The organism is Isoptericola sp. NPDC019571 (assembly GCF_044389385.1).
GTDB classification, from domain to species: domain Bacteria; phylum Actinomycetota; class Actinomycetes; order Actinomycetales; family Cellulomonadaceae; genus Isoptericola; species Isoptericola nanjingensis.
This window is the reverse complement of sequence record NZ_JBIRXZ010000001.1, coordinates 404,579-419,062: the sequence shown is the minus strand read 5'-3', so window position 1 is coordinate 419,062 and position 14,484 is coordinate 404,579. Positions and strand designations below refer to the sequence as shown.

General features: G+C 73.4%; 11 protein-coding genes. 3 read left to right on the top strand and 8 right to left on the bottom strand.

The window, feature by feature from the left end; genetic code table 11:
• Positions 1–271: 271 nt before the first annotated feature.
• Positions 272–2,839, bottom strand: a complete 2,568-nt coding sequence (locus ACH443_RS01940) for an ATP-dependent Clp protease ATP-binding subunit (RefSeq protein WP_429765835.1) — start codon at positions 2,837–2,839, stop codon at positions 272–274.
• Between the two features lie 230 nt (positions 2,840–3,069).
• Here ACH443_RS01940 and ACH443_RS01935 point away from each other — a divergent pair, with 230 nt between their 5' ends.
• Together ACH443_RS01935 and ACH443_RS01930 are read left to right on the top strand one after the other, a co-directional pair.
• Entirely contained in the window at positions 3,070–3,756 is a 687-nt protein-coding gene (locus ACH443_RS01935; protein ID WP_430589318.1) for a hypothetical protein, read from the top strand.
• Between the two features lie 119 nt (positions 3,757–3,875).
• On the top strand, positions 3,876–4,754 hold the full coding sequence (locus ACH443_RS01930; protein WP_429765837.1) for a universal stress protein: 879 nt from the start codon (positions 3,876–3,878) through the stop codon (positions 4,752–4,754).
• An 18-nt stretch (positions 4,755–4,772) separates the two neighbouring features.
• Here ACH443_RS01930 and ACH443_RS01925 read toward each other — a convergent pair whose 3' ends face one another.
• From ACH443_RS01925 to ACH443_RS01895, 7 genes are all read right to left on the bottom strand, one after another.
• On the bottom strand, positions 4,773–5,990 hold the full coding sequence (locus ACH443_RS01925) for a cystathionine gamma-synthase (RefSeq protein ID WP_430589317.1): 1,218 nt from the start codon (positions 5,988–5,990) through the stop codon (positions 4,773–4,775).
• Between the two features lie 25 nt (positions 5,991–6,015).
• A complete protein-coding gene (locus ACH443_RS01920; RefSeq protein ID WP_429765840.1) occupies positions 6,016–7,419 on the bottom strand; it encodes a cystathionine beta-synthase in 1,404 nt (467 codons plus the stop codon).
• A 28-nt stretch (positions 7,420–7,447) separates the two neighbouring features.
• A complete protein-coding gene (locus ACH443_RS01915; RefSeq protein ID WP_430556491.1) occupies positions 7,448–9,478 on the bottom strand; it encodes an ABC1 kinase family protein in 2,031 nt (676 codons plus the stop codon).
• Between the two features lie 134 nt (positions 9,479–9,612).
• Positions 9,613–10,083, bottom strand: a complete 471-nt coding sequence (locus ACH443_RS01910) for a hypothetical protein (RefSeq protein ID WP_429765844.1) — start codon at positions 10,081–10,083, stop codon at positions 9,613–9,615.
• Between the two features lie 67 nt (positions 10,084–10,150).
• Positions 10,151–11,473 (bottom strand): oligosaccharide MFS transporter, encoded by a 1,323-nt coding sequence (locus ACH443_RS01905; protein WP_429765845.1) that lies wholly within the window; start codon positions 11,471–11,473, stop codon positions 10,151–10,153.
• Positions 11,473–12,489 (bottom strand): family 43 glycosylhydrolase, encoded by a 1,017-nt coding sequence (locus ACH443_RS01900; RefSeq protein ID WP_430589316.1) that lies wholly within the window; start codon positions 12,487–12,489, stop codon positions 11,473–11,475. The genes ACH443_RS01905 and ACH443_RS01900 overlap by 1 nt, the downstream gene beginning before the upstream one ends.
• Positions 12,490–12,681: 192 nt before the next feature.
• Positions 12,682–13,305 (bottom strand): pentapeptide repeat-containing protein, encoded by a 624-nt coding sequence (locus ACH443_RS01895; protein WP_429765848.1) that lies wholly within the window; start codon positions 13,303–13,305, stop codon positions 12,682–12,684.
• Between the two features lie 493 nt (positions 13,306–13,798).
• Between ACH443_RS01895 and ACH443_RS01890 the strand changes: the two genes are divergently transcribed.
• Positions 13,799–14,380, top strand: coding sequence for an alpha/beta family hydrolase (locus ACH443_RS01890; protein WP_429765849.1), 582 nt, complete (start codon positions 13,799–13,801; stop codon positions 14,378–14,380).
• The last annotated feature ends 104 nt before the right edge of the window (positions 14,381–14,484 follow it).

Genomic DNA, 14,484 nt, shown 5'->3' with positions numbered 1-14,484 from the left:
GGCGACAGGGCCGACAGCCCCGGCGGGCGCACGGCTCGACGGCCCCCGCGGCGCGGGTGCCCGGGGACCGGAGTCCGTTCGTGTCGGCGTGCATGGCGGGGAAGGTAGGCGCCGCGCGAGCCCCGCGCGAGAGTTCCCCGGAAAGTCTCACGATGCGGGACCAGAATTCAAGACGTCGCCCCCGACGCCCGCGGGCACGACGAAGGCCCCGGACCCTGTGAGGGGGTCCGGGGCCTTCGTCGTCGACCGTCAGGTCGGTGGGCTCAGCGCGTCACTCCGCGCCGGCCTGCATCTGCCCGGTCGGGGGCAGGTCGTGCACCGAGACGCCGGTGGGGGCGTCGAGCGCCGCCGCCGCGCCGACCGTGACCGGCCCGCGCTCGTGCTCGCTCTTGGGGACCCCGCGGAAGCTGAACTCCCCGAGGATGCCCTCGCCCGCGCCGTCGACCAGCACGAGGTCGCCGGCCTTGAGCTCGCCGAACAGGATCTTCTCGGACAACGTGTCCTCGATCTCCCGCTGGATCGCCCGCTTCAGCGGACGGGCGCCGAGCACCGGGTCGTAGCCCTTCTCCGCCAGCAGGTTCTTCGCGGCGGGCGTGAGCTCGATGGCCATGTCCCGGTCGCGCAGACGCTTGTCCAGCTTGGCGATCTCCAGGTCGACGATCTCGATGATCTCGTCCTGCGAGAGCTGCGGGAAGACCACCACGTCGTCGACGCGGTTGAGGAACTCCGGCCGGAAGTGCTGCTTGAGCTCCTCGTTGACCTTCGCCTTCATGCGCTCGTAGGAGGTCACCAGGTCGCCGCCGGCGTTGAAGCCGGTCTGGACGCCCTTGGCGATGTCCCGCGTGCCGAGGTTGGTGGTCATGATGATCACGGTGTTCTTGAAGTCGACCACCCGGCCCTGCGAGTCGGTCAGGCGACCGTCCTCGAGCACCTGCAGCAGCGAGTTGAAGATGTCCGCGTGGGCCTTCTCGACCTCGTCGAACAGGACAACCGAGAACGGCTTGCGCCGCACCTTCTCCGTGAGCTGGCCGCCCTCGTCGTAACCGACGTACCCGGGGGGCGAGCCGAACAGCCGCGACACGGTGTGCTTCTCCGAGAACTCGGACATGTCGAGCTGGATCAGCGCGTCCTCGTCCCCGAAGAGGAACTCGGCGAGCGCCTTGGCCAGCTCCGTCTTCCCGACGCCCGTGGGGCCGGCGAAGATGAACGAGCCACCGGGTCGCTTCGGGTCCTTGAGCCCGGCACGCGTGCGACGGATCGCCTGGGACAGCGCCTTGATGGCCGTGTTCTGCCCGACGACGCGCTTGTGCAGCTCGTCCTCCATGTGCAGGAGCTTGCTGGACTCCTCCTCGGTGAGCTTGACGACCGGGATGCCGGTCGACATCGCCAGCACCTCGGCGATGAGCTCGTCGTCGACCTCCGCGACGGAGTCGAGGTCGCCCGACTTCCAGGCCTTCTCCTTGTCGGCGCGCTGGGCGGTGAGCTGCTTCTCCTTGTCCCGCAGCCCGGCGGCCTTCTCGAAGTCCTGCTCGTCGATCGCCGACTCCTTGTCCCGGCGCGCCTCGGCGATCTCCTCGTCCAGGGCCTTGAGCTCCGGCGGCGCCGTCATGCGGCGGATGCGCAGGCGCGCGCCCGCCTCGTCGATCAGGTCGATCGCCTTGTCCGGCAGGTACCGGTCGTTGATGTACCGGTCGGCGAGCTGCGCGGCGGAGACCAGCGCGGAGTCCGTGATGGACACGCGGTGGTGCGCCTCGTAGCGGTCGCGCAGACCCTTGAGGATCTCGATGGCGTGCTCGAGCGACGGCTCGTTGACCTGGATCGGCTGGAAGCGGCGCTCCAGGGCCGGGTCCTTCTCGACGTACTTGCGGTACTCGTCGAGCGTCGTGGCGCCGATCGTCTGCAGCTCGCCGCGGGCCAGCATCGGCTTGAGGATGCTCGCCGCGTCGATCGCGCCCTCGGCGGCGCCCGCCCCGACGAGGGTGTGGATCTCGTCGATGAACAGGATGATGTCGCCGCGGGTGCGGATCTCCTTGAGCACCTTCTTGAGGCGCTCCTCGAAGTCACCGCGGTAGCGGGAGCCGGCGACCAGGGCGCCGAGGTCCAGCGTGTAGAGCTGCTTGTCCTTCAGCGTCTCCGGCACGTCGCCGCGCACGATGTCCTGGGCGAGGCCCTCGACGACGGCCGTCTTGCCGACGCCCGGCTCGCCGATCAGCACCGGGTTGTTCTTGGTGCGGCGGCTCAGCACCTGCATGACGCGCTCGATCTCCGTCGAGCGGCCGATGACCGGGTCGAGCTTGCCCTCGCGCGCGGCCTGGGTGAGGTTGCGGCCGAACTGGTCGAGGACGGCGGAGCCGGACGGCTGCCCCTCCTGCGGGCCGCCGGCGGCCACGGGCTCCTTGCCCTGGTAGCCGCTCAGCAGCTGGATGACCTGCTGGCGCACCTTGTTCAGGTCGGCGCCCATCTTCGTGAGGACCTGGGCGGCGACGCCCTCGCCCTCGCGGATGAGGCCGAGCAGGATGTGCTCGGTGCCGATGTAGTTGTGACCGAGCTGCAGCGCCTCGCGGAGCGACAGCTCCAGCACCTTCTTGGCGCGCGGCGTGAACGGGATGTGCCCGCTCGGGGCCTGCTGGCCCTCGCCGATGATCTCGGTGACCTGGGTGCGGACGCCGTCGAGCGAGATCCCCAGCGACTCCAGGGCCTTCGCGGCGACGCCCTCACCCTCGTGGATGAGTCCGAGCAGGATGTGCTCGGTGCCGATGTAGTTGTGGTTGAGCATCCTTGCCTCTTCCTGAGCAAGGACGACCACCCGACGGGCTCGGTCGGTGAATCTCTCGAACATGTGCTGCTCCCTCACGAGCGGCGTTACCTGCACCCCGTCGGATTGACGGCTACAGCCTGACCGCTACGACTCTATGCGCTCCCAACTCGCCGACACCCCTCGGTAAGCCCATGTTCGCCAGGGGCGTGACGGCGTGCCGGATTGCCAGCCGCGGGCGAGGCGGTCCAGGCTCGGGGAAAGGCGGTCGCCGCCGCGGAGGTCGCCGCAGAGGTTCCACCCAGGGGGTACCGATGGACGAGATCGAGCAGCAGCCTGGAGCCACGGGCGGGGCGGGCCACGACGCGGGCCGGCGGGCCTGGAACGGTGACGACGCGCGGCTGGCGCAGTTCTCCGGTGTCCTCGGCGAGGTGCACGACCCGCTGACCTGGGGCCTCGACCTGGAGGACCAGTCGCTCACCGGGCCCGCCGACTCCGACGACCCGACGTCCGAGCGGTTCGTGCGCGCCTACCGGTCGTTCACGGGTGAGGCGCTGGAGGTCGAGACCCTGCGCACCCGGGTCGCGGACGCCGACGTCGAGGACGTCGTCCGCGCCGCGTGCAGCGGCGCCCTCGCCGCACCCCTGCACGCCGACATCGCCGCGCCTGTCGAGGCCGCGCCGTCCGACGGCGGGGACGAGGCCGCGGCGGACGACGGGTCGGACTTCGCGGACTCGTTCCAGGACTACCGCAGCGCCATGCGGGCCCTCGTCGCCGAGGTCGACGAGGCCCCGCTGACGACGGGGACGTTCGTCGTGGACGGCGACGACGCGGGCTGCGTGCGCGTCACCGCCCGCGAGACCACCGCCGTGTACGTGGCGGCGGCCGACCGCGCCCTCGTGGTCACGGGCCCCGCCGACCTCGTCGACCGGGTGGCGGTCGTGACCCGGCCCGTCGACGCCCTCCTGTCGGGCCGACGTCGTGCTGACGGCGGCGCGTGATCGACGTCCCGTGACCTCGCCCTGACGGGCGACGACGCCCGACCTATGCTGCAAGCCAGGGCCGTCCCGCGGGTCGTGGCGGGGGCGGCGGACGCACGACGAGAGAGTCGGGGTGGCCGATGCGCGGCATCGTGGTCGGGGTCAACGGTTCGGTCGAGTCGGACGAGGCGCTGGACTGGGCGCTGCGGGAGGCCGCCGCGGCCGCCGTGCCGCTCACGCTGGTCATGGTCGACGCGGGCGCCGGGAAGGGCGCCGACGCCGCCGCGCACGAGGCGGCGCTCGCCCCGGTGCGCGAGGAGGCGCAGGGGCTGCTCGACGCGGCCCGCGCCCGCACGGGGGTCGACGTCGACGGGACGGTCTCGGCCCTCCCCGGCCCGGCGGCCGACCGGCTGCTCGAGCTCGGCGCCGACGCCGACATGCTGGTCCTCGGCCGCCGCCGGCGGGGCCGGCTCGGCCGGGCCGTGCTGGGCTCGGTGTCGACGACGGTCGTGGAGCACGCCGTCGTCCCCGTCACGGTGGTGCGCCACGGCAACCCCGACGGCGCCCCGGAGGACGACGTGCCCGCCGAGGCGGCGCCGCGCATCGTCGTCGGCGTCGACACGTCCGCCCCGAGCGTCGCCGCGCTGCGGCACGCGTGCGAGGTCGCGGGCCGCACGGGGGCGTCGATCGACGCCGTCTTCGCGTGGCAGATCACGACGCTGGCCCCGCTGCCGGGGTCGTGGGGCTGGGCGCCGCCCGTCGACGACTACGAGAAGTTCGCGGCCGACTCGCTCGCCGAGGCGGTACGGGCGGCCGGCGTGACGCTGCCGCCCGAGCGGCTGACCCGCCGGGTGGTGCACGGCCAGGCCGCCAAGCAGCTCGTGCTCGCGGCGCAGGGCGCCGAGCGGCTCGTCGTCGGGGCGCGCGGCCTCGGCGGCTTCGACCGGCTGCTGCTCGGCTCGGTCAGCCGGCAGGTGCTCGACTTCGCGCCCTGCCCCGTCACCGTCGTCCGCGGCTGACCGCCGTACCCGCCCTCGTCAGGCGAGCGCCTGCCCGAGGTCGGCGACCAGGTCTTCGACGTCCTCGATCCCGACGGACAGGCGGACGAGGTCGTCGGGCACCTCGAGCGACGTGCCCGCGACCGAGCCGTGCGTCATGCGCCCCGGGTGCTCGACCAGGGACTCCACCCCGCCCAGGGACTCCGCGAGCGTGAACACCTGCGTGCGCGCGCACACGTCGAGAGCCTTCGCCTCGCTGCCCGCCCGGAACGACACCATGCCGCCGAACCCGGTCATCTGGCGGGCGGCGACGTCGTGCCCCGGGTGCGACGCGAGGCCCGGGTAGAGCACCTCGGTCACGGCCGGGTGGTCGACGAGGAAGGCCGCGACCGCGGCCGCGTTGGCCTGGTGGCGGTCCATCCGGACCGCGAGCGTCTTGAGCCCGCGCAGCGTCAGCCACGCGTCGAACGGTCCCGCGACGGCCCCCGACGAGTTCTGGTGGAAGCCGACGGCGCCCGCCACGTCCGTGCCGCCCGCGGGCGACTCGAGCCCGCCCGGCAGCACCGCGCCCGCCGCGACGACGAGCGCTCCCCCGACGACGTCGCTGTGCCCGCCGATGTACTTGGTCGTCGAGTGCACGACGACGTCCGCGCCGAGCGCGAGCGGCTGCTGCAGGTACGGGGTGGCGAAGGTGTTGTCGACGACGAGCAGCGCGCCGGCGTCCCGCGCGACGCCGGCGAGCGCCGCGACGTCGCTGATGCCGAGCAGCGGGTTGGTCGGCGTCTCGACCCACAGCACCCTGGTCTCGGGCAGGACCGCGGCCCGGACCGCCTCGACGTCCGAGAGGTCGACCGGGGTGTGCGCGATCCCCCACGGCCCGAAGACCCGAGCGATGAGCCGGTACGTGCCGCCGTACGCGTCGTCGGGCACGATCACGTGGTCGCCCGGGCGCAGCACCGCGCGCAGCAGCGTGTCCTCCGCCGCCAGGCCGGAGGCGAACGCGAAGCCCTGCGCCGGGTCCAGGCCCCCGGACTCCGCCGCCGCGAGCGCCTCCTCCAGCGCGGTGCGCGTCGGGTTGGCGGAGCGGGAGTACTCGTACCCGCCGCGCAGGCCGCCCACGCCGTCCTGCTTGTACGTGGAGACCTGGTGGATCGGCGGCACGACGGCGCCCGTCGTCGGGTCCGGGTCCTGGCCCGCGTGGATGGCGCGGGTCGAGAAGCCGGTGCGGGTCCAGTCGTTGTGCTCGCTGTTGCTCACCCGGTCAGACTACGCACGAGCGTGGTCACCGGCCCGCGACGAACCCGAGGAGGTCGTGGCGGGTGAGGACGCCGACGGGGTCGCCGTCCTCGACGACGAGCAGCGCGTCGGCGTCGGTGAGCGCGGCGCGCACGGCCTCCACGCCCTCGCCGGCGCCGATGAGCGGCAGGCGGGCCTCCATGTGCGCGTCGACACGGTCGGCGAGGGTGGCGCGGCCGGAGAACACGGCGTCGAGCAGCGCGCGCTCGGTGACCGACCCCGCGACCTCGCCGATCTTCACGGGCGGCTCCGCCCCGACGACGGGCATCTGCGAGACGCCGTACTCCCGCAGGATCTCGATGGCGTCGCGCACCGTCTCGCTGGGATGGGTGTGCACCAGGTCGGGCAGCCGCCCGTCCTTGGCCCGCAGGACGTCGCCCGCGGTGACGCCCTCCTCGTCGGGCAGGAACCCGTACGACCGCATCCACGTGTCGGAGAAGATCTTCGACAGGTAGCCGCGACCGCCGTCGGGCAGCAGGACGACGATCACGGCCTCCGCCGCGGCCGCCGCGTCCTCGTCCTCGAGCCGGCGCGCGAGCCGCAGCGCCGCCTCCACCGCCATCCCGCACGACCCGCCCACGAGCAGGCCCTCCTCGCGCGCGAGCCGGCGCGTCATGGCGAAGGAGTCCGCGTCGGTGACGGCGATGACCTCGTCCGGCACGGTCGGGTCGTAGGCGCCCGGCCAGAAGTCCTCGCCGACGCCCTCCACCAGGTACGGCCGGCCGTCGCCGCCGGAGTAGACCGAGCCCGCCGGGTCGGCGCCGACGACCCGCACGGGGCCGCCGTCGGCCCGCTCCGCCGAGACCTCCTTGAGGTAGCGGCCGGTGCCGGTGATCGTGCCGCCCGTGCCGACGCCCGCGACGAAGTGGGTCACGCGGCCGTCGGTGTCCGTCCACACCTCGGGCCCGGTGGACTCGTAGTGCGACAGCGGGCCATTCGGGTTGGCGTACTGGTTCGGCTTCCAGGCCCCGTCGATCTCCTGCACGAGCCGGTCGGAGACCGAGTAGTAGGAGTCGGGGTGGTCGGGCGGGACGGCGGTCGGCGTCACGACGACGCGCGCGCCGTACGCCCGCAGCACGTCGCGCTTGTCCTCGCTCACCTTGTCCGGGCAGACGAAGACGCAGTCGTAGCCCTTCCGCTGCGCGACGAGCGCGAGGCCCACGCCGGTGTTGCCCGACGTCGGCTCGACGATCGTGCCGCCGGGCCGCAGCTCCCCGGACGCCTCCGCCGCCTCGACCATCTTCAGCGCGATGCGGTCCTTGACCGACCCGCCGGGGTTCACGTACTCGACCTTGGCGAGGATCGTCGCGCTGAGGCCGTCCGTGACACGGGTGAGCCGCACGAGCGGGGTGTGCCCGACGAGCTCCGAGATGTGCTCCGCGTATCTCATGAGCCGATCATGCCCCTCCGTGGGGCTTTCACCACCGGTCCCGCGTGGTGCCGCGGAACGCCACGACGAGCACCCGCACCGCGAGCACGGTGCCGACGAAGCCCAGCGCGGCGCCGAGCACCGTGAACCACGGCAGCTGCGGAGCGAGCATCGGGCCGCCGTCGGCGACGAACAGCACCACCGCGCCGACGACGGCGCCCACGGCCACGAGGGTCATGATGACCTGCTGCACCAGGCCGGACAGGAACGCCCGGTCGGCGGGGTCGGAGAACGCGCGCACGGTGACGGTGAACCGTCCCTCCTCCAGGTCCCGGACGAGGCGGGTCACGCGGCGGGGCAGCCGCTCCAGCTCGGGCGCGAAGCCGAGGAGCTGCTGCGTGGCCTTCCGGCGCACGGCCTCCGGCGTGACGAGCCGGTGCAGCAGGGGCCGGCCGTGGTCGCGGGCGCCGGCCACCAGGTCGTAGCCGGGACTGAGCAGGTCGAGCGTGCCCTCCAGCGACGCGAAGGTGCGGAACGCGGCCGCGACCTGCGGCGGCACCGCCATGCCGGCCGACGTCACGACCCGGACCAGGCCGGCGAACGCCGCGCCCGCCCCCGCTCCCGCCCGGAACCGGAGCACCAGCCGGCCGACCTCGCGCTCGAGGCGGCGCGCGTCGAGCCCGGGCGGCGCGTCGAGCAGCTCGAGCAGGGCGTCGGTGGCGGCGATCGCGTCGTCGCCGTCGATCGCCAGCAGCAGCGCGCCGAGGGCGATGCGCTCGGGCTCGCCGAGCCTCCCGACCGACCCCATGTCGAGCAGGCCGAGGCCACCGTCGGCCAGCACGAGCACGTTGCCCGGGTGCAGGTCGGCGTGGAACGTGCCCGCCACGAGCAGCTGGTCGAGCGCGGCGCGCAGCAGCCGGTCGGCGAGCGCGGCGCGCGCCCTGTCGTCGAGCCCGGCCAGCACCTCCCGGGCCTGGCCGACCGGCGTGCCGTCCAGGCGCTCCAGCACCAGCAGCGTGTCGCTCGACGGCCCGTCGACCACCTGCGGCACGACGACCAGCGGGCCCGACGACGCGCCGTCGTGCGTCACGACGTCCAGCGCGGTGCGCAGAGCGCGCGTGTTCTCCGCCTCGACGGCGTAGTCGAGCTCCTCACGCAGCGACGCGGCGAAGCCGTCGGCCAGCGCGACGACGCCGAGGCTGCGGCCCCACGCCGTGTCCCGCTCGAGGCGCCGGGCGAGCCGGCCGAGGATCGCGAGGTCGACGGCGACCTGCTCGCGGGCGCCGGGGCGCAGCACCTTCACCACCACGTCGCGTCCGTCGAGCAGGCGAGCGGCGTGCACCTGCCCTACCGACGCGGAGGCGAGCGGCTGCGGGTCGAAGGACCCGAAGACCTCCGCCACGGGGCGCCCGAGCGACCGCTCGACGACGGCCTCCACCTGGTCCCACGGCGCCGGCGGCACGTCGCTCTGCAGCGTCGCGAGGGTCTCGGTGACGGCGTCGGGCAGCAGGTCGCGCCGGGTGGAGAGCATCTGGCCGAACTTCACGAACGTGACGCCCGCGTCGGACAGGGTGTCGCGCAGCCCGACCGCGAGGCGGCGGACGTCCGATCGCGACGTCGCGCCGTCGCGCCGGTTCCGGCCGAACGCGCCGCCGAGGCCGTGCCGGACGCCGATCGCCACGACCTGCGCGTACCGGCGCGTCTCGCGGCGCCCCTGCCGCAGCCGCCGGGCGGCGCGCCAGGGGGTGGGCAGCGTGCCCGTGGGCACCAGCAGCTCCAGCACGAGCAGCACGCACAGGCCCAGCACGAACGCCCAGCAGAAGACGAGGACGATCCCGACGAGAGCGACCCACGGGTCGACCTCCAGCGCGCCGTCGCCGCTCCACCAGCCCGCCGCGCGCAGCCCGCTGGTGAGCGCCGCCGACGCGACCGAGATCGCCACCAGCGAGACGAGCCCTGCCCTGACCCAGCCGACCGGCGCGCCCATCACCCGCCGCGCCGTCCAGGCGAGCAGCGCCAGCATCGCCACCGTCGACACGAACGCGAAGATCGCGCCCACCACGCCGCCTACCGCGTCCATGACCGCCCCGTCGTCACCCGCACCATGGCGCCCACTCTTCCGGACCCGGCCCCGGCCCGTCGTGCCGAACATGCGGTGGCGCACGTTCTCATGGCGGAGGACGTGCGCCGCCGCATGGTCGACATCGGGGCGGGTCAGGCGCGGGTGGCCCAGGTGGCGAGGGTGAGGGCGACGGCGTCCTCGGCGAGCGCGGCGGGCAGGTCCGGCCAGCCGCGGCGCGCGACGGCGGCGCGCCACGCCGCCCCCGCGCCGGTGCCGACGACGCCTCCCGCCGCCCCGGCGACGATCGCCGCCACGACCGACGGCGCCGGGGCGTGGTGCCGGAGCGCCAGCAGCAGCCCGCCGGTGGCGCCGCTCGCCGCCCGGACGTCGGGCCCGGGCGGGTCGAGGCGGCTCGGGGTCGTGGGCAGCTTGTCGCCCACGAGCTCGCCGGCGACGGCGAGCCCCGCGAGCAGGCGCGGCAGCGTGGCCGGTCGGCGGAGGCGGTGCGTGGGCGGCCGGTGCGCCGGCACCGGGCCGAGCAGCGGGCCGGCGACGCCGAGCGTCGCGCGCGACCCCGCGGCCACCCCCAGCGCCAGCGAGCGGACGACGAGCGGTGCGGTCATGCGCCCACCCTGGCACCGCCAGGCCTCTGCCGCCCGCCGCCGCCGACGCCGAACAGGTCGGACCCGGTCAGGCGGGGAGGGCGGCCGGCTCGGCGGCGGGGCCCACGGGGTCGGGGCGCCCCTTGTCGTTGCGCATCAGGAAGCTCGCGACGACGAGGACGGCCAGGGCCACGGCCCCCATGACGAGGTAGGACGAGGAGAACCCGATCGCGTCGTACGACAGGCCGAAGACCCACGAGAAGATGAAGACGCCGACCTGCTTGGCCGTGTTGAAGCCGACCATGTAGGCGGTGGCGGAGATCCGGACGTCGAACATGCGGGTGATGTACTTCATCACCGAGACCAGCATCAGCGGCATCTCGATCGAGGCCAGCAGGCGCCACACGATGAGCATCTCGGTCGACGTGAAGAGGGCCGAGCCCACCACGCGGACCACGAGGACGAGGGCGAAGATCTGCAGGCCCCGCTTGGCGCCGATCTTGTTGATGATGAACGGCATCGCCACCATGACGGCGGCCTCGAGCAGGATCTGCACGAACACGACGCGGGAGAACAGCACCTGCGGGTCGCCCGAGCCGGTCACGTGGTGGCCGAAGTAGATCGCGTACTGCCCGTCGAAGACGTCGTAGAGCGCGGCCGTGCCGAACATCAGCACCATGAAGCCGACGAACGAGCGGTCGCGCAGCAGGTGCTTGAGCGTGTCCTTGCTGACCTTCGGCCGCTCCTTGGTCTCGGCGGCCACCTGGGCCTGCGCCGCGGAGTCCGCCTTCGGCGTGCGGGCTGCGAACAGCAGCGCCCCGAGGACGATCGCGGAGAACGTGCCGACCCACCAGATGTTGTCAGGGTTGGCCGCCCAGATGAAGCCGCCCACGAGCGACGCCGTCGCGCCGGCCAGCGAGCCGAAGAGCCGCACGTGCCCGTACTCGAACCCGTTGGCCCGGGAGTTGCGCTCGTTGAACGCCTCCACCACGCCGACGCCCGAGTTGAGCACCAGCGACAGGAAGACGCCGCCGACGAGCGCGCCCAGCACCTGGTTGGCGTCCACGATCGCCGGGAAGACGAACGCGAAGAAGGGGCCCATGAGCGCGCCCATGACGACGACGAACGCGAACAGGTTCTTGCGGAACCCGAGCCGGTCCTGGATGTAGCCGTAGAACGGCTGCAGGCACAGGGCCGTGAGCGCCATCATCGACTGGAGGAGGCCGATGTTGCCCGACGACATCCCCAGCTGCTCCTCGAGCCAGGGCGCGAGGAACGTCATCACGAGCTGCCAGATGGCGAAGTAGAAGAAGAACAGCCCGCCGAAGTTCCAGAACGCGAGCTTCTTCAGGGAGTCGCGGGCGCGAGGCGTGGCGGTGGCGCCGTCGGGCGTCGCGGTGGTGGTGCTCATCAGAACGCTCCGTCAGCGGGGAGGACCTCGGTCGAGGTGGGGGTGGGGCGGGTGTCGGGCACCGGCGTGCCCCACACGGGGTCGCCGTCGGCGTCGAAGGGCAGCACCTGCGCGCGGGCGTGGCGGTTCGGGTCCCACAGCGGGTCGCCGGAGATCTCGGTGTAGGTGCGTGCGTGGTAGACGAGGACGGCGTCGCCGTCGGGCGTCTCGGTGAACGAGTTGTGGCCGGGCCCGTACTGGCCCGCGGACGGGTCGCTGACGAACACGGGCTCGGTGCTCTTGGTCCACGACGCCGGGTCGAGGAGGTCGGCGTCGGCGTCGGCGGTGAGCAGGCCCATCGCGTAGTCGATGCCCGTGGCGGCGCCGGAGTAGGTGAGGAACACGCGGCCGCCGCGCACGAGGACGGACGGGCCCTCGTTGACCCAGAAGCCCTTGGTCTCCCAGTCGAACTCGGGACGGGTCAGCTCGACGGCCGGGGTCGCGAGCGTCCACGGGTTCGCCATGCGGGCGATGTACAGGTTGGAGTGGCCGCGCACCGTGAGGTCCTGCTGCGCCCAGACGAGGTACTGCTCGCCGCCGAGCACGAAGCTCGTGGCGTCCAGGGCGAACGACTCCCAGCCGGTGTCGACCTGGCCACGTTCCACCCACTCCCCCTCGAAGGGGTCGTCGGCGGTGTTCTCCAGCACGAAGACGCGGTGGTTGAACGTCTCGTTCTCGCTCGGCGCGTCCACGGTGCCGTGGTCCACGGGGGCGGCGGCGTAGTAGATGTACCAGGCGCCGTGCACGCGGTGGATCTCGGGCGCCCAGACGAGCTGCGACTGCGGCCCGGTGGCGTGCCGCTCCCAGACGGTCACCTCCTCGGCCTTCTGCAGGTCCTCGAGGCGGTCGGCGCGCCGGAGCACGATGCGGTCGTACCGGGGGTGCGAGCCCGTGAAGTAGTAGGTCCCCTCGTGCCGGAGCACGCACGGGTCGGCGCGCTGCAGCACGATCGGGTTGACCGTGACCTGGTCCGTCATTGGTGTCTCATCCTCCGGTGTCCTGCACTGGTCCGGCAGAGCGCATCGAGCGCTGCTCCACCAAGAATGTAAACGATGTAAACCAGTGACCGGAGTGACGTCCGCGACGTCGGCGCCGACAACGGCTCCATGACCTGGACGAAGGGGAGCGCGGTGTGACGAGGCCCACGCGTCGCGCGGGCCCGAGGCGGCTCAGGGCGTGACGACGAGCCCCAGCGACTCGGCGAGGACCACGGCCTGGGCGTGGTCGATCACCGCACCGGTCAGGCGCGCCGCACGCGGGTCCAGCGCCGAGAGGTCCGTGCCCCGCAGGACGGCGCCGCGCAGGTCGACGTCGCCCAGCTCCGCGCCGGACAGGTCCACCCCGATCACGGTGGCACCGGCCAGCCGCGCCCCGTCGAGGTCGGCCTCGCGCATCCGCAGGCCCTCGAGGTGGACGCCGTCCATCGCCGCCCGCCGCAGCGTGACGAAGGACCAGTCGCCGCGCTCCGCCCGCAGCAGGTCGAAGCGGCAGTCGTCGAAGCGCGAACCCACGAGCTTGCAGCCCTCGAACGACGCGTCGAACAGGTTGGTGCGGCTGAACGTGCACCCCGTGAACGCGGTCTCGCGCCACACCGAGGCGTTGAACCGCGCACCGCGGAACGTGCACTCCACGAAGGTGGCGCCGGTGGCCGTCACCTCGGTGAGGTCGACCTCCACGAGCTCCACCCGCTCGAAGGTGCCGCCGGACAGGTCCCGGCCGTACCAGTCCTCTCCCCGCACGGTGCTGCCCGGCTCGATCGCGTCCGGTACGGGCCCCCGCTCGACGTCGCTCATCCCCGCACGCTAGCCCGCCCCGGCGACACCCCCTGCACGAGCCGGCCAGGGGCCTCCGCGAGGTAGCACCCGAGTCGGCGAGGTAGTACCGGACCTGCCGAGGTAGCACCGGACCCGCCGAGGTAGCACCGGACCCGCCGAGGTAGTACCGGAACCGGCGAGGAAGTACCTGACCTGCCGAGGTAGTACCGGAACCGGCGAGGTAGTACCGGAACCGGCGAGGTAGTACCTGACCGCGCGTCTCGGTCCGACATCGCGCGCACGGCACGGCCCGCCCGGGACTACCTCGCGGGCACCAGTACTACCTCACGGGGTTCCGTACTACCTCGGCAGGTCCGGTACTACCTCGCGGGGTTCCGTACTACCTCGGCAGGTCCGGTACTACCTCGCGGGGTTCCGTACTACCTCGGCAGGTCCCGTACTACCTCGGCAGGTCCCGTGCTCCCCCGCGGTGGACGGGTGGTCCCTCGGCGGCGCGGGTGACACTGGACCCGTGCCCGACACGACGACGCCCCGAGGCCTGGTCCTGACGCCCGGCGCGGGCGCGAGCCGCGACCACCACACGCTCGTGGCGGTGGAGCGGCGGCTGGCCGCGCTCGACCCGCCGCTGCCCACGGAGCGTCTGGACTTCCCGTACCGGCTGGCGGGCAAGCGGATGCCGGACCGGCCTCCCGTCGCCGTCGCGCACCTGCGGGCCGAGGCGGAACGGTTCGCCGGGTCGCTCGGCGTCGGGACCGACGCGCTCCTGCTGGGCGGCCGCTCGTACGGCGGGCGGATGTGCTCGATGGCGGTGGCCGAGGGCCTGCCCGCCGCAGGGCTGGTGCTGCTCAGCTATCCGCTGCACCCGCCGGGCAAGCCCGAGAAGCTGCGCGTCGACCACTTCCCCGACCTCGCGGTGCCGGTGCTGTTCGTCTCCGGCGACCGCGACCCGTTCGGGAGCCCCGACGAGCTGGCCGAGCACGCCGCGGCCATCCCCGGTCCCGTCACGGCCGTCATCCTGCCCGGCGCGCACGACGTCCGGGGCAAGGACGACGACGTCGCGGCCGCCGTCGCGGACTGGGCGCGCACGCTCTGACCGTCCCCTCCCGCTCGCATGTCCACCGATGCGCGCTTTTGTCCGCTCGCGCTCGGCACGACCGTCGGCCTGCCAGCATCTGACACGTCACGACCGTCGACCGA

Excerpts from the sequence above, each read along its gene's own strand:
- ACH443_RS01940 (WP_429765835.1), bottom strand. The coding sequence starts at position 2,839 with ATGTTCGAGAGATTCACCGACCGAGCCCGTCGGGTGGTCGTCCTTGCT.
- ACH443_RS01935 (WP_430589318.1), top strand. The coding sequence starts at position 3,070 with ATGGACGAGATCGAGCAGCAGCCTGGAGCCACGGGCGGGGCGGGCCAC.
- ACH443_RS01930 (WP_429765837.1), top strand. The coding sequence starts at position 3,876 with ATGCGCGGCATCGTGGTCGGGGTCAACGGTTCGGTCGAGTCGGACGAG.
- ACH443_RS01920 (WP_429765840.1), bottom strand. The coding sequence starts at position 7,419 with ATGAGATACGCGGAGCACATCTCGGAGCTCGTCGGGCACACCCCGCTC.
- ACH443_RS01915 (WP_430556491.1), bottom strand. The coding sequence starts at position 9,478 with ATGGACGCGGTAGGCGGCGTGGTGGGCGCGATCTTCGCGTTCGTGTCG.
- ACH443_RS01910 (WP_429765844.1), bottom strand. The coding sequence starts at position 10,083 with ATGACCGCACCGCTCGTCGTCCGCTCGCTGGCGCTGGGGGTGGCCGCG.
- ACH443_RS01905 (WP_429765845.1), bottom strand. The coding sequence starts at position 11,473 with ATGAGCACCACCACCGCGACGCCCGACGGCGCCACCGCCACGCCTCGC.
- ACH443_RS01900 (WP_430589316.1), bottom strand. The coding sequence starts at position 12,489 with ATGACGGACCAGGTCACGGTCAACCCGATCGTGCTGCAGCGCGCCGAC.
- ACH443_RS01895 (WP_429765848.1), bottom strand. The coding sequence starts at position 13,305 with ATGAGCGACGTCGAGCGGGGGCCCGTACCGGACGCGATCGAGCCGGGC.